Source organism: Streptomyces sp. NPDC048671 (genome assembly GCF_055587045.1).
Genome location: NZ_JBVJHB010000016.1, coordinates 1 through 18,962 on the forward strand (window position 1 = coordinate 1; position 18,962 = coordinate 18,962).

19 protein-coding genes are annotated in these 18,962 nt (G+C 72.0%); 11 read left to right on the forward strand and 8 right to left on the reverse strand.

The genetic code is table 11. The features are described from left to right. Positions 1 to 261: 261 nt before the first annotated feature. On the reverse strand, positions 262 to 1,605 hold the full coding sequence (locus ACZ6S6_RS28995) for a helix-turn-helix domain-containing protein (RefSeq protein WP_469707585.1): 1,344 nt from the start codon (positions 1,603 to 1,605) through the stop codon (positions 262 to 264). A gap of 126 nt (positions 1,606 to 1,731) precedes the next feature. Here ACZ6S6_RS28995 and ACZ6S6_RS29000 point away from each other — a divergent pair, with 126 nt between their 5' ends. Then, on the forward strand, positions 1,732 to 3,462 hold the full coding sequence (locus tag ACZ6S6_RS29000; protein WP_469707880.1) for a cell division protein PerM: 1,731 nt from the start codon (positions 1,732 to 1,734) through the stop codon (positions 3,460 to 3,462). On the opposite strand, the gene ACZ6S6_RS29005 is transcribed toward ACZ6S6_RS29000, so the two are convergent. Beyond that, the gene (locus tag ACZ6S6_RS29005; protein ID WP_469707587.1) at positions 3,452 to 4,480 is read right to left on the reverse strand and encodes a hypothetical protein; all 1,029 of its coding nucleotides are present in this window, start codon (positions 4,478 to 4,480) and stop codon (positions 3,452 to 3,454) included. The two genes, ACZ6S6_RS29000 and ACZ6S6_RS29005, sit on opposite strands and share 11 nt — an antisense overlap. A gap of 367 nt (positions 4,481 to 4,847) precedes the next feature. On the opposite strand from ACZ6S6_RS29005, the gene purN reads away from it, so the two are divergent. Then, entirely contained in the window at positions 4,848 to 5,504 is a 657-nt protein-coding gene (gene purN, locus ACZ6S6_RS29010; RefSeq protein ID WP_362954115.1) for a phosphoribosylglycinamide formyltransferase, read from the forward strand. After that, entirely contained in the window at positions 5,491 to 7,044 is a 1,554-nt protein-coding gene (purH, locus tag ACZ6S6_RS29015; protein ID WP_362954114.1) for a bifunctional phosphoribosylaminoimidazolecarboxamide formyltransferase/IMP cyclohydrolase, read from the forward strand. Before purN ends, purH begins: the two co-directional genes overlap by 14 nt. 112 nt (positions 7,045 to 7,156) lie before the next feature. Here purH and ACZ6S6_RS29020 read toward each other — a convergent pair whose 3' ends face one another. Continuing rightward, positions 7,157 to 7,957, reverse strand: coding sequence for an RDD family protein (locus ACZ6S6_RS29020; RefSeq protein ID WP_362954112.1), 801 nt, complete (start codon positions 7,955 to 7,957; stop codon positions 7,157 to 7,159). A 228-nt stretch (positions 7,958 to 8,185) separates the two neighbouring features. Here ACZ6S6_RS29020 and ACZ6S6_RS29025 point away from each other — a divergent pair, with 228 nt between their 5' ends. The 4 genes from ACZ6S6_RS29025 (at position 8,186) to ACZ6S6_RS29040 (ending at position 12,513) form a co-directional block, all read left to right on the forward strand. After that, positions 8,186 to 9,052 (forward strand): bifunctional methylenetetrahydrofolate dehydrogenase/methenyltetrahydrofolate cyclohydrolase, encoded by an 867-nt coding sequence (locus ACZ6S6_RS29025; RefSeq protein ID WP_362954111.1) that lies wholly within the window; start codon positions 8,186 to 8,188, stop codon positions 9,050 to 9,052. 20 nt (positions 9,053 to 9,072) lie between these two features. Then, entirely contained in the window at positions 9,073 to 9,687 is a 615-nt protein-coding gene (locus ACZ6S6_RS29030; protein ID WP_469707590.1) for a DUF3017 domain-containing protein, read from the forward strand. A gap of 536 nt (positions 9,688 to 10,223) precedes the next feature. After that, complete coding sequence (locus ACZ6S6_RS29035; RefSeq protein WP_469707592.1) at positions 10,224 to 11,318, forward strand: XRE family transcriptional regulator; 1,095 nt, start codon at positions 10,224 to 10,226, stop codon at positions 11,316 to 11,318. A gap of 205 nt (positions 11,319 to 11,523) precedes the next feature. Then, positions 11,524 to 12,513, forward strand: coding sequence for a malate dehydrogenase (locus ACZ6S6_RS29040; RefSeq protein ID WP_362954105.1), 990 nt, complete (start codon positions 11,524 to 11,526; stop codon positions 12,511 to 12,513). 113 nt (positions 12,514 to 12,626) lie between these two features. Here the strand turns inward: ACZ6S6_RS29040 and ACZ6S6_RS29045 are convergent, their stop codons facing one another. Both ACZ6S6_RS29045 and ACZ6S6_RS29050 read right to left on the reverse strand, forming a co-directional pair. Continuing rightward, positions 12,627 to 13,355: an isocitrate lyase/PEP mutase family protein gene (locus ACZ6S6_RS29045; protein ID WP_469707594.1), complete on the reverse strand. Its 729-nt coding sequence runs from the start codon at positions 13,353 to 13,355 to the stop codon at positions 12,627 to 12,629. A 43-nt stretch (positions 13,356 to 13,398) separates the two neighbouring features. After that, entirely contained in the window at positions 13,399 to 13,908 is a 510-nt protein-coding gene (locus ACZ6S6_RS29050; RefSeq protein ID WP_362954102.1) for a carboxymuconolactone decarboxylase family protein, read from the reverse strand. Between the two features lie 47 nt (positions 13,909 to 13,955). On the opposite strand from ACZ6S6_RS29050, the gene pdxR reads away from it, so the two are divergent. Further along, positions 13,956 to 15,359, forward strand: coding sequence for a MocR-like pyridoxine biosynthesis transcription factor PdxR (gene pdxR, locus ACZ6S6_RS29055; RefSeq protein WP_362954100.1), 1,404 nt, complete (start codon positions 13,956 to 13,958; stop codon positions 15,357 to 15,359). A 485-nt stretch (positions 15,360 to 15,844) separates the two neighbouring features. Here the strand turns inward: pdxR and ACZ6S6_RS29060 are convergent, their stop codons facing one another. After that, positions 15,845 to 16,015: a hypothetical protein gene (locus tag ACZ6S6_RS29060; RefSeq protein WP_469707597.1), complete on the reverse strand. Its 171-nt coding sequence runs from the start codon at positions 16,013 to 16,015 to the stop codon at positions 15,845 to 15,847. Beyond that, positions 16,012 to 16,251, reverse strand: a complete 240-nt coding sequence (locus tag ACZ6S6_RS29065; protein ID WP_469707599.1) for a hypothetical protein — start codon at positions 16,249 to 16,251, stop codon at positions 16,012 to 16,014. The genes ACZ6S6_RS29060 and ACZ6S6_RS29065 overlap by 4 nt, the downstream gene beginning before the upstream one ends. Positions 16,252 to 16,357: 106 nt before the next feature. Here ACZ6S6_RS29065 and ACZ6S6_RS29070 point away from each other — a divergent pair, with 106 nt between their 5' ends. The 3 genes from ACZ6S6_RS29070 to ACZ6S6_RS29080 all read left to right on the forward strand — a co-directional run bounded on the left by ACZ6S6_RS29070 (position 16,358) and on the right by ACZ6S6_RS29080 (position 17,690). Further along, positions 16,358 to 17,194, forward strand: a complete 837-nt coding sequence (locus ACZ6S6_RS29070; RefSeq protein ID WP_362954096.1) for a helix-turn-helix domain-containing protein — start codon at positions 16,358 to 16,360, stop codon at positions 17,192 to 17,194. Continuing rightward, positions 17,191 to 17,400 (forward strand): DUF397 domain-containing protein, encoded by a 210-nt coding sequence (locus tag ACZ6S6_RS29075; RefSeq protein ID WP_469707601.1) that lies wholly within the window; start codon positions 17,191 to 17,193, stop codon positions 17,398 to 17,400. Before ACZ6S6_RS29070 ends, ACZ6S6_RS29075 begins: the two co-directional genes overlap by 4 nt. Before the next feature lie 74 nt (positions 17,401 to 17,474). Then, on the forward strand, positions 17,475 to 17,690 hold the full coding sequence (locus ACZ6S6_RS29080; protein WP_469707603.1) for a DUF397 domain-containing protein: 216 nt from the start codon (positions 17,475 to 17,477) through the stop codon (positions 17,688 to 17,690). Positions 17,691 to 18,073: 383 nt separating this feature from the next. On the opposite strand, the gene ACZ6S6_RS29085 is transcribed toward ACZ6S6_RS29080, so the two are convergent. Further along, positions 18,074 to 18,931: a DMT family protein gene (locus ACZ6S6_RS29085; RefSeq protein ID WP_469707882.1), complete on the reverse strand. Its 858-nt coding sequence runs from the start codon at positions 18,929 to 18,931 to the stop codon at positions 18,074 to 18,076. Between the last annotated feature and the right edge of the window lie 31 nt (positions 18,932 to 18,962).

Genomic DNA, 18,962 nt, shown 5'->3' on the forward strand with positions numbered 1-18,962 from the left:
AAGCCCGCGCCGGCCGTTCCCGTACCGCCGAAGCCGACGCCCACGCCGACTCCCACACCCACGCCCACGCCGACGCCGAAACCGAAGCCCACCCCCCCCGCCCCCCGGCCCCCCCCCCCCCCCCCCCACCCCCCACCCCCCCCCCCCCCCCCCCCCCCCCCCCCCCCCCCCCCCGGCCGCGCCCCCCCCCCCCCCCCCCCCCGGGGCCCCCCCCCCCCCGGCGGGGGGCCGCCCCCCGCTTCTGCGCTTGACGCCCCGGGCTCAGCCCACTCCGGGAACCAGCCGGGCCGGACCGTGCACGAGTTCGCCGCCGAGCTTCTTCTGGAGCTTCTTGTCCTGCGGCGTGAGCTTCTGCGGACCGCCGAGCGGCGGCACCCCGCCGACCTTCTGCGCGGGCGACTGGGGTGTCTCGTACTTCCTCGGGGCCGTGGCCAGGGTGATCAGCGTCAGGCCGATCAGCAGCACGGTGAACGCGACCGCCGCCCGCGCCCAGAGCTGCGCCTTGCGCTCGCTGCCGTTACGGATCAGCTCCGGGACCGGCAGCGAGGACGCGGGCTGGGCGAGGGCGAGCGCCCCGAGATGCTCGTGCAGCAGCGCGGACTGCTCGGCCGGTGTCGACGACGCCGCGAGCTCGGGCACCTTCTCGCCGACGGCCGCACGCGCGGTCAGCAGCCGCCCCGCCGCCGCCGGGGTGCTCGCCTCCGTCTCCGCCGCGGTCTCCGGCAGCCCCAGCCCGACCCCGTCGTGGAGCAGCAGCGTGCGACGGTACGAGGGTGGCAGGGCCAGCAGCGCGTCGAGCAGCGCGCGGGGGCCGGGCGCCTCGGGCGGTGGATCGGGGCGCCGGTGTTCGCGGCGCAGCCGGTGCCACGGCGACATGGCGTGCTCGTGGGCGGCCGCCCGTACCCACCCCGCCGGGTCCCGGTCCACGGCTACCTCCGGCCAGCGCTGCCAGGCGAGGTCGAAGGCCTTGCGGACAGCCTCGCGGGAGAGGGCGCGGCGGCCGGTCAGCAGATAGGTCTGGCGGAACAGCGCGGCGGCGGTGTGCCGGTACAGGGCGTCGAACGCCTCGGCGGGCGAGGGCCCGGCCCCGGCCCCGGTCTTGGCTCCGGTCTCGGCCTCGACTCCGGTCTCGGAGACGTCAGAGACCTCAGAGACCCCTGGGACCTCAGAGACCTCAGAGACCTCAGAGGTCCCAGGGGTCTCTGGAGGCTCAGGGGTCTTGAGGAGCTCGGCGGGCTCAGGGGTCTCAGGCGCGTCAACGGCCTCAGCCGCAGCCGCAGCCATGGCACCGACACCGGCACCGGCACTGCCACCCCCACCGGCGTCCTTCGACCATGTGTCCGGGGTCGGGGCGGCCGGTTTGACGTCGTCGGCGGGCGGCGTGGGCGGTGCGTCACCCGTTCCGATGAGCCTGGCGTACGCCTCGCGCTTGCGCCCGCGCGGACTGGTGCGGCCCGTCTCCCAGGCCCGGACCGTGGCCCGGGTGACCCCCACGGCCGCTGCGACCTGCTCCTCACTCAGTGACTTCGCCTCCCGCAGCCTGCGACGCTCCTTGGGCGACGGGAGCGGGTAGGCGGCTGCCGTGCCGGTCGTGCTCTGTGTCATGAGGGCTCTCCGCCCGGCCTGCACTGGGTGAAAAAGTACATAAACGTATATTGAGCGACACGGCGGTCATTCGCCCGTTACATGGAATAAGCGCGTGTCGTTGGGAGCATTCGCGGTGTGACCCAAGTGACCGAACGCAGCCCGTCGTTGTCGGCAGAGCCACGACGGCCTGCCGTACTGGCCTCGGCGCTGCTGCGCGGGGCGCTTGCCGCAGGGCTCGGACTGGGCTCTGTCGCCGCGCTCGTCATGGTGCTGTGGATCAGTTCCCCGGCCTCCGACAGCGGTCCCGGCGAGGCCGTCCACACGGCCGCCGGCCTGTGGCTGCTGGCCCATGGCGCCGAACTGATCAGGAGCGACACCCTGACGGGGACCCCGGCCCCCGTCGGGGTCGTTCCGCTCCTGTTCGCCGCCATGCCGGTCTGGCTGGTGCACCGCGCGGCCAGGGATGTGCTGGAGCCCGACGAGGGACGCGGGGCCCCCTCGCCCGCCGGTGCGTTCGCCCTGGTGACGGGCGGATATCTGCTGGTCGGGGCGCCTGTCGCGCTCTACGTGCGGGGCGCCTCGCTGTCCGTCGAGCCGCTGTCCCTGCTGTTCCCGTCGGCCCTTGTGGTGGCGGGCGCGGCGGCGGCCGGGGTGTGGACGGCCTCCGGGCGCCCGCTCGGACCGCCGCCCTCCTGGGCGCCGGTGCGGCTGCACGAGGCGATGGCTCGCTCCAGGTTCGTCCGGCGGGCAGAGGTGGTGGGCCGGTCCGCGGCGGCCGGGGTGATGGTCCTGCTGGGTAGTGGTGCGCTCGTGGTCGCGGCGGCGCTCGTGTGGCACGCGGATCCGGTCCAGGACTCGTTCCTGCGGCTCTCCGGCGACTGGGTCGGGCGGTGCGCGGTGCTGTTCCTGGCGCTGCTGCTGGTGCCGAACGCGGCGGTGTGGGGTGCGGCGTACGGGCTCGGGCCGGGGTTCGCGCTCGGTACTGCGTCCACGGTCAGCCCGGTCGCCTTCGCGGGCCGCCCGGCGGTGCCGGACTTCCCGCTGCTGGCCGCGATGCCGGCCGAGGGCGCGGGGGCGCCGCTGAACTGGGCGACCGCGGCGGTCCCGGTCGCGGCGGCGCTGACGGTCGCCTGGTTCACCGTACGACGGGCGGCGCCCGCCAACGGGGTGCGCGAGGAGGCGTGGAGCCCGGGGGAGACCGCGTTCACCGCCGCGCTGGGCGCGGTGGGGTGCGGGATCGGCGCCGCGCTGCTGGCGGCGGCCGCCGGGGGGCCGCTCGGGACGCGGGCACTGGCGGAGTTCGGCCCCGTGTGGTGGCTCACGGGGGCGGCGGCCCTCGCGTGGACGGTCGCGCTCGGGGTCCCGTTGGCGCTGTTGCTGCGGGCCTGGCGACTGCGTGCACGTAACGCACCCGAGCAGCCTGCGGTCGAGACGACGACCGGAGCGAATACGGGGAAAGCGGCGGAAGCGGCCGAAGCAACAGGAGCGACAGGAGTGGCAGCAGAGGCGGCCGAGGCAGCCGAGGCGGCCGCGCCCACCGGCCGCAGGTGGTGGCCGCGATGGGGCCGAAAGGCGGAACCGGAACCGGAACCGGAACCGAATGGAGCGGAGGCCGGGGCGGACCCCGTACCCGGCCACGGTCCGGCATCCATGCCCGCACCTGCGCACGTGCCCGCATCCACATCCGCGTCCTCATCGGGCGGGACCGCCGGGACCGCCGGGACCGGCGTGGGCGACCCGGGCGCCGAGGGCACCGAGGGCGGCGAGCTGTACGACTTCCTGCCGACCGGTCCCTGGCACGCGAGGGCGGCCGACGAACGGGTGGACCGGCCGGCGGATGCCGGACCGGTCCACCCGTCGGACGCTACTTCTTGACGCCGAAGATGGGTTCCAGCGGCTTCGGCAGCAGATCGTTGCAGGACACCTGGCCCGACTTGGTGAGCGCGTCGTTCACGCAGGTGTAGTAGTCCCGGTAGACCAGCTGCACCGTGAACGACGTCGCGACGATCGACAGAGCGATCAGCGCCGTCACCAGGCCGCTGACCGCGGCGGTCGTCTGCTGCCGGCTGCCGCGCTGAGCGAAGGTGCCGCCCGGTGCGGCAGCGGACCCCGGAGTGGGGGCCGTGGGGGCCGGGCCGGCAGCGATACCGGGCCCGGTGCCCTGCCCCTGGGCACCGGCATTGGCATCGGCATGCGCGCCGGTGGCCGCGTCCGAGGGCCATCCGGCCGCCGTCCCGCCTGTCGTTGACGGTTCCTTCAGTTTGGCCCGGAGTGCGCTGATGGACCAGTAGGTGGCGAGCGCGCCCAGCAGCAGGGCGATCTCCGGGAGATCGAAGATCGCGAAGAAGAAGGCCCACATGCCGGCGAGCAGTGAGTAGCGCGCCCGGCGCTGGATGGGGTCGGTCGGGTCCCAGCGCGTACCGCCGGGCTTGCCCTCCGGGCCGCCCCGGCCGCCACCCTGTCCGTTCGGTTTCGTGGTGCCGGTGGGCCGCCCGCCGAAGTCGCCGCTCTGGCGTCCGGGCTGGCGGCTGCTCCACTGGCTGCCCCAGACGGGCCGGTTGTCGGGGGAGCCGCCCTCGGGCGCGTCCCCGCCTTCCCCGTTGTTCTCGCCGTTCTCGCCGTTGCCGTCGGTACCGCCGTTGACCGGGTGGCGCGGCTGCCACGGCTGGTTGGGGCGATTCTCGGGCGGCGGCGCGAAGGGGTTGTCGTTCTCAGGACCGGCCCCCGAGGACCCGGAGGACCCCGACGGCGAGGAGGAGGGGGACGAGGAAGAGGGAGAGGAGGAAGAAGAGGAAGAGGAGCCCGGCGTGGGGGACTGGCGCTCCCGCATCAGCAGTGAGGTCCGCTCGGGCAGCGGGTGGCGGAAGGCCGTGCGGCGGCGTCGGTCCGGCATATGGTGAACGTCTTCCCCATCTCGTCATTTCCGCCCTGCGGACGGTTCGCTGTCACCTGACGCTACCTCCCGGCAGGGAGGGGCCGAAAGCTGGGCGTGCATGCGCGGTGGCCCACAGCCGCCGCCCGGAGCGCCCGCTCCCGCCCTAGCCGGAGCGCCACCGGCCCCTCACCCCCGTCAGGCAGGGGCCTCGCGAGGTGCCGGTATCGTTGCTGACGGTCGACTCGTTCGTAGAGTTCCCCGTATCGGGGGGCATGCTTCTTTCGTACGACCGTACAAACAGCATGGCCGCCGTGGCGCACCTCCCGCAATGCGGCAGGCGGTGCGGCCGCTTCGAACCGCTCCACACGCGAGAAAGGGCCCAGCCGTGGCCTCCCCGCTCTCCTCCGCCGCCCCGGCCCGACTGGTCGTGCTGGTCTCCGGTTCCGGTACGAACCTCCAAGCCCTGCTCGACGCGATCGGTGACGACCCCGAGGGGTACGGCGCACAGGTCGTCGCGGTCGGTGCGGACCGTGACGGCATCGCCGGTCTGGAACGGGCCGAACAAGCCGGAATCCCCACTTTCGTGTGCCGGGTCAAGGACCACGCGTCACGCGCGCAGTGGGATGCCGCGCTCGCCGCGGCCACCGCCGCGCACCGCCCGGACCTCGTCGTGTCCGCGGGGTTCATGAAGATCGTGGGCAAGGAGTTCCTCGCCGGGTTCGGCGGCCGGTTCATCAACACCCACCCCGCCCTGCTCCCGAGCTTTCCCGGTGCCCACGGCGTACGTGACGCGCTCGCGTACGGCGTGAAGGTCACCGGGTGCACCGTCCACTTCGTCGACGACGGCGTCGACACCGGTCCGATCATCGCGCAGGGCGTGGTCGAGGTGACCGAGGAGGACACCCCGGAGGGCGAAGCGGCTCTCCACGAACGCATCAAGGAAGTCGAGCGCAAGCTGCTCGTCGAGGCCGTGGGGCGGCTCGCCCGTGACGGCTATCGCATTGAGGGACGAAAGGTTCATCTCGAACATGTCGGTGAATAAGCCCATCCGCCGCGCCCTGGTCAGTGTCTACGACAAGACCGGGCTCGAAGACCTCGCCCGCGGTCTGCACGAGGCCGGTGTCGAGCTGGTCTCCACCGGTTCCACCGCCGGGAGGATCGCGGCCGCCGGAGTGCCGGTCACCAAGGTCGAGGAGCTCACCGGCTTCCCCGAGTGCCTCGACGGCCGCGTCAAGACGCTGCACCCCCGCGTCCACGCCGGCATCCTGGCCGACCTCCGCCTCGACGCGCACCGCGAGCAGCTCGCCGAGCTGGGCGTGGAGCCGTTCGACCTGGTGGTCGTCAACCTCTACCCGTTCAAGGAGACCGTCGCCTCCGGCGCCTCGGCCGACGAGTGCGTGGAGCAGATCGACATCGGCGGCCCCTCGATGGTCCGCGCCGCCGCCAAGAACCACCCGTCGGTTGCCGTCGTCACCAGCCCCGAGCGGTACGCCGACGTGCTCACCGCGGTCAAGGCGGGCGGCTTCGACCTGACCGCCCGCAAGCGGCTCGCCGCCGAGGCCTTCCAGCACACCGCCGCGTACGACGTGGCCGTCGCCTCCTGGTTCGCCGCCGACTACGCCGCCGCCGACGACTCGGACTTCCCCGACTTCTTCGGTACGACGTACGAGCGCCAGAACGTCCTGCGCTACGGCGAGAACCCGCACCAGCCCGCCGCGCTCTACACCTCCGGCGCCGGCGGCCTGGCCGGTGCCGAGCAGTTGCACGGCAAGGAGATGTCGTACAACAACTACACGGACACCGACGCCGCGCGCCGGGCCGCGTACGACCACGCCGAGCCGTGCGTCGCGATCATCAAGCACGCCAACCCGTGCGGCATCGCGATCGCCGACGACGTCGCCGAGGCGCACCGCAACGCGCACGCCTGCGACCCGCTGTCGGCGTACGGCGGTGTCATCGCCGTCAACCGTCCGGTGACCGTCGCCATGGCCGAGCAGGTCGCGGAGATCTTCACCGAGGTCATCGTCGCCCCGGCGTACGAGGACGGCGCGGTCGAGGTCCTGTCCCGCAAGAAGAACATCCGCGTGCTGCGCTGTCCCGAGGCCCCGTCGGCCGAGGTCGAGGTCAAGCCGATCGACGGCGGCGCGCTGCTCCAGGTCACCGACCGCCTCCAGGCGGACGGCGACGACCCGGCCAACTGGACGCTCGCCACCGGCGAGGCGCTGACCGCCGACGAGCTGGCGGAGCTCTCCTTCGCCTGGAAGGCGTGCCGCGCGGTCAAGTCCAACGCGATCCTGCTCGCCAGGGACGGCGCCTCGGTCGGCGTCGGCATGGGCCAGGTCAACCGCGTCGACTCCGCGAAGCTCGCCGTCGAGCGGGCGGGCGAGGAGCGGGCGCGGGGCGCGTACGCGGCCTCCGACGCCTTCTTCCCCTTCCCCGACGGGCTGGAGATCCTGACCGCGGCCGGTATCAAGGCCGTGGCCCAGCCGGGCGGTTCGGTCCGCGACGAGCTGGTGGTCGAGGCCGCGAAGAAGGCGGGCGTGACGATGTACTTCACCGGCACCCGGCACTTCTTCCACTGACACGAGCCGCACCCGGGTGGCCCGGGTAGCACCGAAGGCCGCCGATTCCCCGGAACGTACGGGGAATCGGCGGCCTTCGCGGGTGGTGAGGGTGGTTACAGCTTCAGCATGCTCACTTCGTCTTGACGACGATCGTGGCGGCGGCGCGGTCGTGCCAGCCCTGGAGCTTGCCCGAGTTGTCGAAGAAGGGGGAGAGGTAGACCAGCAGCGTACCGAGACCGCAGAAGAGCGAGCCGACCATCGGGATGATCCAGCGGATGAAGCCCGCACCCAGGCCGGGGGCCTGGCCGGTGCTCTCCTTGATGACCTTGACGTTGAGGACCATCTTGCCGAGCGTGGCGCCCCAGATGGAGACCATCAGCCATTCGTAGAGCAGTGCTATCAGCGCGAACACGGCGACGAAGCCGAGGAAGCCCGCGAGGATGCCGACGCTGGCCGAGGCCGCGTCGTTGACGCACTGGGTGTGGGCGGCGGTGCCGTACGCGGTGCTGCTGCAGTCGTCGACGGTCTTCGAGGCGCCCACGAGGCCCGCGATGCCGATCGCCGAGAAGATCGCGTAGAGGATGCCGTACGCGACGCCGTCCAGCGCACGCGCGCCCAGGCGGCGCCCCATCGTGGCGAGTTCGACGGTGCCGAGGCTCGGGACGTTGATGTAGCCGTTGTTGGCCTGGAGGGTGCCGCCCGGCTGCTGGGGCGGGTAGCCGTAGCCGGGCTGGCCCTGCGGCGGAACGCCGGGCTGCTGCTGCGGGTAGCCGTAACCGGGCTGCCCCTGCGGCGGAACGCCCTGCGGAGCCTGCTGCGGGTAGCCGTATCCCGGCTGGCCCTGCGGCGGCTGGCCTTGCGGCGGCTGACCGGGCTGCTGGCCGGGCTGCTTGCCGTAAGGGTTGTTCGGGTTCGGGTCGCCGAAGCTCATCTGGGTGTTTCCTCCAACGGACATACGGGGACGAATGCGGCCGCGCGGAGGAAAGAAAACATCAGCGGTCCGCCCCCCGGGTACTTCTGCGGCACTGCGGCCTTCATCGTTATAAGCGGGATGTAAGTTTGTCTAGCCGCGGTGCGAGAAGTTGTCCAAGTGCAACCTTGTGTCCACGGCCGGTACCTGTAATTGGTCCCGGGGTGGGTCATCCGCGAGAATGCCCGCATGACTGCCCAGATTCTCGATGGCAAAGCCACCGCAGCCGTGATCAAGTCCGATCTCACCGCCCGCGTGGCGGCCCTCAAGGCCCGGGGTGTCACCCCCGGCCTGGGAACCCTGCTGGTGGGGGATGACCCAGGCAGCAGGTGGTATGTGAACGGCAAGCACCGCGACTGCGCGCAGGTCGGCATCGGCTCGATTCAGCGCGAACTCCCCGACACCGCCACCCAGGAGGAGATCGAGGACGTCGTACGGGAACTCAACGCCGATCCCGAGTGCACGGGTTACATCGTGCAGCTCCCCCTTCCCAAGGGGATCGACACCAACCGCGTTCTGGAACTGATGGATCCGGCCAAGGATGCCGACGGCCTCCACCCGATGAGCCTCGGCCGGCTCGTCCTCAACGAGACGGGACCGCTGCCCTGCACCCCGCAGGGTGTCGTCCAGCTGCTCCGCCACCACGGTGTGGAGATCAACGGGGCACATGTCGTGGTCGTCGGACGCGGAGTCACCATCGGCCGGTCGATCCCGCTGCTGCTGACCCGCAAGTCGGAGAACGCCACGGTCACCCAGTGCCACACCGGTACCCGTGACCTCTCCGCCCACCTGCGGCAGGCCGACATCATCGTCGCGGCCGCCGGTGTGCCGCACATCATCAAGCCCGAGGACGTGAAGCCGGGCGCGGCCGTGCTCGACGTCGGCGTCAGCCGGGACGAGAACGGCAAGATCGTCGGCGATGTCCACCCGGGCGTGGCCGAGGTCGCCGCGTGGATCTCGCCGAACCCGGGCGGTGTCGGCCCGATGACCCGCGCCCAGTTGCTCGTCAACGTGGTCGAGGCGGCCGAGCGCGACTCCGTCCCGTCCGCGGGCTGATCCGAACCGGAAGGAACCCCATGGGTGCTGGTACGAGTCCGGCCGACCGGGCCGCTGCTGCGGACGGGCCGGTCGCCGAGCAGTCCGAGGTCCCGGACGGGGTCCCGGACGGGGTCCCCGCCGACGCCTTGGCCGCCGACGCCGCTGACGCCCCGGCCGACGAGGGGGCGTCGGCGGCGCCGGGCGACGGTTCGGACGCCCGCACCGGCAGCCACCTGGCACCCGGTCCCGCGGCGGGCCGGTCGCGGGCGGCGGCCTCGCTCACCCAGGACACCGCGCGCCCCGAGGGCGGCGGCCGGGCGGCGGGCGGGGACGCCCCGGCACCCGCCCGTCAGTGGCCGTTGCTCACGGTGCTCGGCACGGCCGCGATCGGCCTGCTGATCGTGGCCTCCGACCCCTTCGAGGGGGCCTTCCGGATCGGCACGATACTGATCGGCGTGGCGCTCATCGGGGGCGCGGTGCTCCGCCTGGTGATCCCCTCGGTGGGCATGCTCGCGGTGCGCTCCCGCTTCACGGACCTGGTGACGTACGGACTGCTGGGCGTCCTCATCGTGATGCTCTCGATGATGGCGCAGCCCAAGCCGTGGCTGGACATCCCGTTCCTGGAGAACGCGGTCCACTTCACGATCCGCTGATCCCGTAAGGCCGGCATGATCCGGACGAGACGCCCTGGGGCCGCATACCGGTGCCCGTCCCCTCCCCCGAGAAGGGACGGACGCCGGAGGCGGGGCACGCTCGGAGCGAAAAGCTCCGGAATGCGGCGAGTTGAGCGGCCTTGCCCCGTCCTGACTCCAGCCTTGTCGTTGGGGGAGGTCTGTTCAAGGGATGGCTGTGGCCTGTGGCACGGAAGTGACCATTCCGCCACGGTGTGATCGTCAGGCAACGATGGCAGACTGGCCCGGCAGGCGAGCAGGCGGCAGGCGGCAGGGCGAGGCAGGCGAGCAGGGCGAGGCAGGGGCGCGCGCGGGGGGTGTGTGCCGGGCTTCCGAGTGCAACCGTGCGCTCTCGCCCCTGGAACTGGCGGCCTGCGTTCGCGCATCTCCCTGGGTAGTCCGGCAGCGGAAGACCACCGGTCCCGGACAGGGGGAGAGCGGCGTGCGATGCGCCGGCGCGTTCGGGGGCGGCGGAAGCCGAAACGACGTGAAGTGGGAATGGGAAGCAGGGGGAAGTAATGCCTCGTTGGAAGGCACTGCCGGAGGATCTCGACCCACAGGTCAGGGAGTTCGCCGGCCAGCTGCGCAGGCTCGTCGACCGCAGCGGTCTGAGCCTCTCCGCGGTGGCCGACCGCACGGGGTACAGCAAGACGTCGTGGGAGCGGTATCTGAACGGGCGGCTGCTCGCCCCCAGGGGCGCGATCGTCGCGCTGGCCGAGGTGACGGGCGCCAACCACGTACATCTGAACACCATGTGGGAGCTGACGGAACGGGCCTGGAGCCGTGCCGAGATGCGCCACGACATGACGATGGAAGGCATGCGGATAGTCCAGGCGCGTGCCGCGCTCGGCGAGACCGCACAGCCGTCGCGCGGTCACGGCAGGAGCCGCCCCTCCGGTTCCGTCGGCACGGCCGAGGGCGCTGCGGGCGCGGCGGGCGCGAGTGACGGGGGCCGCTCGTCGTCCGTACCGGTCCAGCGCGGGACCGTTCCGCAGGTGCCCGAGCAGCCGCACGCCTGGCCGGGCCAGCCGATGGGCGCGGGGCCCGACCAGCCGCCCGCGCACCGTGGCAGTGGCGGCAGCCGTGAGGGTGGCCGCGGACGTCGCCGTGACGGCGGCCGCCGCAAACAGCTCGTGGTCGCCGCGGCCGCGGTGGCTGTCCTGCTGGCGGTGACCGGCGTCGTCCTGCTGACCGGTTCGGGTGGCGACCCCGACGCCGACAAGGCCGCCGCCCCTTCCCCGACGCCGACGACCACCGCGTCGGAACTGCCGGCCGGGGTCGGGTGCAGCGGCTCCGACTGCACGGGACAGGACCCCGAGGACATGGGCTGCGGCGGCGAGTACGTCCGTACGGTCTCCAGCGCCACGGTCGGCGGAAGCGTCGTCGAGGTGCGCTACAGCAAGACCTGCGGGGCGGCGTGGGCCCGGATCACCAAGGCGGCCACCGGCGACACCGTACGGATCAGCGCGGGCGGTGCGGGCCAGGACGGCACGGTCTCCGCCGCCGCGGACACGTACACCCCGATGGTCGCCGTGAAGCGGATCGCCGACGTCAAGGCGTGCGCCACCCTCGCCACCGGCACGAAGGGGTGTACGGCCGAAGCGTCCGGGTGAGCGGGGGGGTGCGGGGGCGCGGGTGCCGTCAGTGAGCCGGTAAGCGGGGAGTGACCGGTTGTGTGCGGTGCCACAGGGGGCCGAGCGGCCGCGGGGTTCCGGGTCGGATAGCCTGATCGCTGGATATCTCTTCACATCAAGATTCAGGGATGTCCAGCACCAGGGGCCAGGAGCCCCCACCGCCAGCTGTCTAACGGAGATCGCCATGACCCGCACTCCCGTGAATGTCACCGTGACCGGCGCAGCCGGCCAGATCGGCTACGCGCTGCTCTTCCGCATCGCCTCCGGCCACCTGCTCGGCCCGGACGTGCCGGTCAACCTGCGTCTCCTGGAGATCCCGCAGGGTCTGAAGGCCGCCGAGGGCACCGCGATGGAGCTCGACGACTGCGCCTTCCCGCTGCTGCGCGACATCGAGATCACCGCCGACGCCAATGTCGGCTTCGCCGGTGCCAACGTCGCCCTGCTCGTCGGTGCCCGCCCGCGCACCAAGGGCATGGAGCGCGGCGACCTGCTCTCCGCCAACGGCGGCATCTTCAAGCCGCAGGGCAAGGCGATCAACGACAACGCCGCGGACGACATCAAGGTCCTCGTCGTCGGCAACCCGGCCAACACCAACGCGCTCATCGCGCAGGCCGCCGCCCCGGACGTACCGGCCGAGCGCTTCACCGCGATGACCCGCCTCGACCACAACCGCGCGATCTCGCAGCTGGCCGCCAAGACCGGTGCCGCCGTCTCCGACATCAAGAAGCTGACGATCTGGGGCAACCACTCGGCCACCCAGTACCCGGACATCTTCCACGCGGAGATCGCCGGCAAGAACGCCGCCGAGCTCGTCAACGACGAGGCCTGGCTGGGCGACACCTTCATCCCGACCGTCGCCAAGCGCGGCGCCGCGATCATCGAGGCCCGTGGCGCGTCCTCGGCCGCCTCCGCCGCGAACGCCGCCATCGACCACGTGCACACCTGGGTCAACGGCACCGCCGCCGGCGACTGGACCTCCATGGGTATCCCGTCGGACGGCTCCTACGGCGTTCCCGAGGGCATCATCTCGTCCTTCCCGGTCACCACCGAGAACGGCACGTACAAGATCGTCCAGGGTCTGGACATCAACGAGTTCTCCCGTGCGCGCATCGACGCGTCGGTGAAGGAGCTCACCGAGGAGCGCGACGCGGTCCGCGAGCTCGGCCTCATCTGATCCGCCTCGTCTGATCCACCGCCCGTTCGCGGGTACGCCGACGCCCCCGACACAGCGTTCAGCCGCTGTCTGCCGGGGGCGTTCGCGTTTTTCGCGAGTACGGGAGCCGGGGCTCAGGCCGTCCGCAGGCCGTCGGCGATCCCGCGTACGGCGGCCATGGCCCGGTGCTGGAGACCGGGGCCGAAGGTGATCCGGGCGGCGCCCAGTTCCCCGAGCCGGCGCGGGCCCGGACCGTCCGGCCCGGCCAGCGCGTTGAGCGGTACGGGTACGGCGGCGGCCAGACGGGGCAGCGCCTCGGCCGGGGCGCCGATCGGGTAGACGCAGTCCGCGCCCGAGGCCACGTACAGCAGAGCCCGGCGCACGGTCTCCGCCTCCTGGTCCGTGCCCGCCGGAACGCCGCGGACATAGGTGTCGACGCGGGCGTTGACGAAGAGCCGGTCCCCGGCCGCCGCCCGTACCTCCGCCAGCCGGTCCGCCTGCCACCGCGGATCCATCAGGACACCGTCCACGGAGTCCTCCAGGTTGCAGCCGACGGCCCCGGTGGCGAGCAGCCGTTCCACCAGCTCCTTGGGCGCCAGCCCGTACCCCGCCTCGATATCGGCCGACACGGGGACGGCGACTGCGCGGGCGATCCGCGTCACCGCGGCGAACATCTCGGCCGCGGGCGTCCGGCCGTCCTCGTACCCGAGCGACGCCGCGACGCCCGCGCTCGGCGTGGCCAGGGCCGGGAATCCCGCATCGGCGAAGACGCGGGCGCTCGCCGCGTCCCACGGGCCGGGCAGGACCAGGGGATCGCCTGCGGTGCGGCCGTGGTGCAGCGCGCGGAGGTCGGACGCGGTCATCGCGGTGGCTCCTGAGTCGGATCGGGGGTGCAGGGTGGGCGGATCAGCGGTTGTCGCCGGGCGTGTAGTGGCCCGGGACCATTCGGGTGGTCACGGCGAACCGGTTCCAGGCGTTGATCGTGATGATCGCGGCGATGAGGTGGGCGAGCTCCGCCTCGTCGAAGTGCTTCGCGGCCTTCGCGTACACCTCGTCCGGCACGAAACCGTCGGTCAGGACGGTCACCGCCTCGGTCAGCTCGATCGCCGCGATCTCCTTCGGCGTGTAGAAGTGCTGCGACTCCTCCCAGGCGCTGAGCTGCACGATCCGCTGGACGGACTCACCCGCCGCGAGCGCGTCCTTGGTGTGCATGTCCAGGCAGAACGCGCAGTGGTTGAGCTGCGAGGACCGGATCTTCACCAGCTCGGCCACGACCGGGTCGAGCCCCTTGCGGGACGCGGCCTCCATGCGGGCCATCGCCTTGTAGACGTCGGGAGCGTGCTCGACCCACTGCATGCGGGGCGTGTGCTCGGTGGTGTACTCGGACGTTGCGTGGCTGTGCTCGTTCGTCGTCATGCATACGACGCTACGCCGTGGGTGGCGCAGCGGTATGGTCCATTTTCATGACGGATCCCTGGGCCACCTTCGGTGCCGACCTGCACATCGACCCGACCGGCGCCACCGGAGTGCGGGCCGGACTCATGGAGGCCCTGCGCGAGGCGGCCCGGACGGGGCGACTGGCACCGGGAACCCGGCTGCCGTCCTCCCGCACCCTCGCGGCCGACCTCGGCATCGCCCGCAACACGGTCGCCGACGCCTACGCGGAACTGGTCGCCGAGGGCTGGCTCACCGCCCGGCAGGGCTCCGGCACCCGGGTCGCGCAGCGCGCCGAGCCGCGCCGGGCGTCGGCCAGGGCGCCGCGCTCCCGGCCGCCGCGCACCAGCCCCGCCTACAGCCTGCTCCCCGGCTCGCCCGACCTGTCGACGTTCCCGCGCGCCGAGTGGCTCAAGGCCGCCCGGCGCGCCCTCGCCGCGGCACCCAACGAGGCCCTCGGATACGGCGATCCGCGCGGCCGCATCGAACTGCGCACCGTGCTCGCCGGCTATCTGTCACGGGCCCGCGGCGTGTACGCGGACCCCGACCGCATCGTCGTCTGCTCCGGCTTCGTCCACGGACTGATGCTGATGGGGAAGGTGCTGCGGGAGCGCCGGGTGCGGGAGGTGGCCGTCGAGTCGTACGGCCTCGATGTGCACACCCGCCTCCTCACCGAGGCCGGGCTGCGCACCCCCTGCCTACCGCTCGACGAACTCGGCTCCAGAACCGGCGAACTGCCCCGGATACGGGGCGCGGGCGCGGTGCTGCTGACACCCGCGCACCAGTTCCCGACCGGGGTGCCGCTCCACCCCGACCGGCGGGCCGCCGCCGTCGACTGGGCCCGGAGCACCGGCGGCCTGATCCTGGAGGACGACTACGATGGAGAGTTCCGCTACGACCGCCAGCCGGTCGGCGCCCTCCAGGGACTGGACCCCGAACACGTCGTGTACCTCGGCACGGCCAGCAAGTCCCTGGCACCGGGGCTGCGGCTGGGCTGGATGGTCGTCCCGCAGGCGCTGGTGGGCGAGGTGACCGCGGCCAAGGGGCTGAGCGACTGGGCATCCAGCGCGCTGGACCAGCTGACGCTCGCGGAGTTCATAGCCTCCGGCGCGTACGACCGGCATGTGCGCTCCATGCGGCTGCGCTACCGCAACCGCCGCGACCAACTGGTCGCGGCGCTGGCGGAACGGGCCCCGTCCATCAAGGTCAGCGGGATCGCCGCAGGGATGCACGCCGTACTCGAACTCCCGGAGGGAAGCGAGGCGGACGTGGTCCGGTCGGCGGCCTGGCAGGGGCTGGTGGTGGAAGGCCTGTCCTTCTTCCGCCACCCGGACGCGGCGGTGCGCCGGGAGGCTCTGGTCATCGGCTACGGAACCCCGACCGACAGCGCCTGGGCCGGCACGCTGGACGCGCTCGTACGGGTGCTGCCGTGAGGTGCGGCGCGCGGGGGCCCCGCCCGGTGGCGGCGTCGGGGCCCGCCCCATGGCCGGGGCCGGGTCGCCCGCAGCCCGGTTCGGCCGGACGCGCCGTACGGCGAGTGTCACCAGCAGTCCGGCGGCGGGGTCGACCACGGTGAACGCGTCGGGGTACCCCGATTCCAGCCGCGCCATCGCCTCGTCCTGCTGTGCTTGGCCCTCGGCCCAGCCCCGAAGCCTGTTCAGCACACCGGCGCTCTGCAGCACAGCCGCCCGTACGTCCATCCCTCCGGAGCACCCCGAACCGGACGGAACACCGAGACCGTCCGCGAGCCGGAGCGCCTGCCGCCGCAGCCAGCGGAGGGCGAGCCGGCGATTGCGCACCACGACCTCGCCCAGCGAAACCGCCCGCTGCCCGTTCGTCACGGTGATCTCTGCCGCGTAGCCCGCACCGGTCACGGGGCACGCTCCCCGGCCGGGGGACGGGCCAACAGGCATGAGCGTCACGGCTGTTCCCCGTGCACGGCGGCCCGGTGTCGTTTACGCAGCACACGGCAGTCCGTCGCCCTGCTCTCGTCCCGCTCGCTCCGGGCCACGGTTTCGGCCAGGTCGAGTTCCAGGCAGTCCCGGCACTCGACGCTCTCGGGAGGCTCGGCAGTGCTGTGGTCGGTCATGCCACTTCCCCCCGGCTCCTGGCGTTCTCGTACGCGGTACGGGCGCGGAGGCGCTCGTCGCGGGTGGCGGGGCGGATGAATTCGGGGACGGCTTCCCACTCGGGACCCCCGCCGATCGGCCGCAGTGACCAGTACGGGCCGGAGGCTCCTCGGAACTCCCCGATGCGGTCGTTACGGCTGCTGTCCACCATGAGCGTGCCGGCGGGCGGGAGTTGGGCGTGCTTCTGCTCAGACATCGCCGCTCCTCTCTGTAGTCGTTTCACTACCAAGGGCGTTCAGCGTGGCCTAGAGTCAGGAGCTGTTCAACGTGTCAGTCATGAACGAAAGACTGGTGATGTCCCCTTGAACCGCAAGGATTTGGACCCGGACAGCAGTCCGCAAGCCGCCTTCGGGGCGCGTATCCGCCGTGCACGTGAGGCTCGCGGGTGGAAACAGGAAGAACTCGGCGAACGGATGGGGTACTCCGGTACGCACATCTCGGCCGTGGAAGTTGGTCGCAAGATGCCGACTCTCCGCTTTTCGCGCAGTGCGGACCAAGTGTTCGGCACCGGAGGAACCGCTGACACGTTCGAACGCCAGTGGCGCGAGATCCGGCACGGATCGCTCTTGGAGGGCTTCCCGCAGTACGTCGGCCACGAGGGCCGGGCCGTGGAGATCCGGCTCTACAACATCGGCATCATTCCGGGGCTGTTGCAGACGCCGGAGTACGCACGGGTGTTGGCGGACAGCGCTGTGCGGCGAGGTGCCATCACGCCCGAACAGGCCGAGGAGCGCGTCTCGTTCTTGGCAGAGCGACAGGCGGCACTGCTGCGGCCCCGGCCTCCCATGGTGTTCGTCACCCTGGACGAAAGCTGCATCCGTCGGCCCATTGGCGGGGCTGCCGTGATGGACGCTCAGTTAGCGCGTCTTGTCGAGTTCGCCGGACTGCCGAACACCCTGCTCCAGGTGGCACCGTACGAGATTGGTGAGCGTCGCACCTTCGACCTGCCTGTCAACCTGCTGACGCTGTCGGATCGGTCCGTGCTCTGTTACGCCGAGTCTCAGGCCCAGGGACACCTGGACCGGGAAACTACGTCCGTGGTGCCCATGTTGACGGCCTACCATCAACTACAGGGCGAAGCGATGTCACAAGCGGCGTCCGTGGCCATGATCAGTGAGTTGCGAAAGGGCATCCCGTGACGACCGAATCCCCCCGTTGGTTCAAGTCCTCGTACAGCAACAACGGTGGCGACTGCGTCGAGGTCGCCGCCAATCTCGTCGCCGCACATGGCGTCGTGCCGGTCCGTGATTCGAAGAACGTGAGCGGCCCGGCTCTGAGCGTCCCCGCAGGCTCCTTCGTCTCCTTCGTGGCAGGCGTGAAGGCCGGAGAGTTCGGCAACATCTGACAGGCAGAGGCAGCGCCACCCCACTGTGCCCGGCATGGTGGGGTCATGGCCGAGCGGGCAGGAAAGGACATCTCGTGACGCCCACGACCGTTCCCCTTCATTGGTTCAAGTCCTCGTACAGCTCCAACGGCGGCAACTGCATCGAGGTCGCCGCCAATCTCGTCGCCGCACATGGCGTCGTGCCGGTCCGTGATTCGAAGAACGTATGCGGCCCGGTCCTGAACGTCCCCGCAGGCTCCTTCGCCTCCTTCGTGGCAGGCGTGAAGGCCGGAGAGTTCGGCGCCGTCTGAGGGCCCAGCCCGACGCGTACTGATGCAGAGTGGCCCCGTTGCGCGGTGCGCGGCGGGGCTTCCCGCTGTCTGCGGCACGCCGGACACGGACACGGCGAACGCCCTGTTCATTTTTCAGATCGTGGCAGCGACTGAGAGGGTCCCGTCACCGAGAGCACCCCGGAGAACGTGGGCGATCTCCGAGGGCTTGAGGTCGATGCCGTCGATCCCCTCCACGGTCAGCGGGATCTCCTCCAGTGCGTACTCGCCCCGGCCCTCGGCACTGAACTCGGGGCCGGTGCGGTCTTCGAAGGACGCAGCAGCCGGCCGCCGTCGACGTGGACGGATTGCCCAGTGATGAACGACGCGGAGGGCCCAACCAGAACGCCAGGAGCGCCGCTCCCCTACCTCGGGCTCACCACAGAGCCGTCCACGTCCTCCGCCGGGGCCTCGCCGAAGCGGGCCAGGGCCAGGGCGCCCGCCACGGCCACCGCGAAGCCGGTGATCGCCAGCCAGCCCAGGCCCTCGCGGGTGCGGTCCCCGAGCCAGATGACGCCCACCAGGGCGGGGCCGATCGTCTCGCCCAGGACCATTCCGGCGGTCGCCGTCGTCACCGATCCGCGTTGCAGCGCCGAGGTGAGCAGCAGGAACGCCGAACCGCCGCCGACCAGCAGCGCGTACATGGCGGGGTTGGTCAGCAGCGCGGACGGTGCGACGTCGTCGATGAGCCGGACGGCGACCTCCACCACTCCGAAACCGCAGCCCGCGCCGAGCCCCAGGACCAGGGCGCGGGACCGCTCGGGCAGCCGGCCCGCCGCCGTACCGATCAGCAGGATGGCGACGGCGATACCGAGCATCGACCAGCGCAGCGCCTCCGAGCCGGTCAGGTGGCCCTCGCCGCCGGAAGCGAGCCCCAGCATGCCCAGGCCCGCGCAGACCACGGCGACGGCCGTCCACTCGGTGGAGCTCAGCCGCACCTGGAGCAGGCGGGCGGCGACGACGGCGGTGACGGCGAGACTCGCGGCCAGGGCCGCGCCGACCGCGTAGATGGGCAGGGAGCGCAGGGCAATGATCTGGAGGACGAAGCCGAGGCCGTCGAGCGCGAGCCCGGCGACGTAGCGCCACTGCCGCACGGCCCGCAGCAGCAGCGCCGGATCGACCCCCGCACTGCCGGTCCCTGGCTCGGTAGCGGCCCGCGCGGCGACAGCCTGTAGGACGGAGGCCGTGCCGAAGCAGACCGCTGAACCGAGCGCGCAGATCATCCCCAGGAGCACACGGGGACTCTACGCGGCG

Excerpts from the sequence above, each read along its gene's own strand:
- ACZ6S6_RS29035 (WP_469707592.1), top strand. The coding sequence starts at position 10,224 with ATGCCTCGTTGGAAGGCACTGCCGGAGGATCTCGACCCACAGGTCAGG.
- ACZ6S6_RS28995 (WP_469707585.1), bottom strand. The coding sequence starts at position 1,605 with ATGACACAGAGCACGACCGGCACGGCAGCCGCCTACCCGCTCCCGTCG.
- ACZ6S6_RS29045 (WP_469707594.1), bottom strand. The coding sequence starts at position 13,355 with ATGACCGCGTCCGACCTCCGCGCGCTGCACCACGGCCGCACCGCAGGC.
- ACZ6S6_RS29025 (WP_362954111.1), top strand. The coding sequence starts at position 8,186 with ATGACTGCCCAGATTCTCGATGGCAAAGCCACCGCAGCCGTGATCAAG.
- ACZ6S6_RS29030 (WP_469707590.1), top strand. The coding sequence starts at position 9,073 with ATGGGTGCTGGTACGAGTCCGGCCGACCGGGCCGCTGCTGCGGACGGG.
- pdxR (WP_362954100.1), top strand. The coding sequence starts at position 13,956 with ATGACGGATCCCTGGGCCACCTTCGGTGCCGACCTGCACATCGACCCG.
- ACZ6S6_RS29040 (WP_362954105.1), top strand. The coding sequence starts at position 11,524 with ATGACCCGCACTCCCGTGAATGTCACCGTGACCGGCGCAGCCGGCCAG.
- ACZ6S6_RS29050 (WP_362954102.1), bottom strand. The coding sequence starts at position 13,908 with ATGACGACGAACGAGCACAGCCACGCAACGTCCGAGTACACCACCGAG.
- ACZ6S6_RS29020 (WP_362954112.1), bottom strand. The coding sequence starts at position 7,957 with ATGAGCTTCGGCGACCCGAACCCGAACAACCCTTACGGCAAGCAGCCC.
- ACZ6S6_RS29085 (WP_469707882.1), bottom strand. The coding sequence starts at position 18,931 with ATGATCTGCGCGCTCGGTTCAGCGGTCTGCTTCGGCACGGCCTCCGTC.
- ACZ6S6_RS29065 (WP_469707599.1), bottom strand. The coding sequence starts at position 16,251 with ATGTCTGAGCAGAAGCACGCCCAACTCCCGCCCGCCGGCACGCTCATG.
- purH (WP_362954114.1), top strand. The coding sequence starts at position 5,491 with ATGTCGGTGAATAAGCCCATCCGCCGCGCCCTGGTCAGTGTCTACGAC.
- ACZ6S6_RS29060 (WP_469707597.1), bottom strand. The coding sequence starts at position 16,015 with ATGACCGACCACAGCACTGCCGAGCCTCCCGAGAGCGTCGAGTGCCGG.
- ACZ6S6_RS29005 (WP_469707587.1), bottom strand. The coding sequence starts at position 4,480 with ATGCCGGACCGACGCCGCCGCACGGCCTTCCGCCACCCGCTGCCCGAG.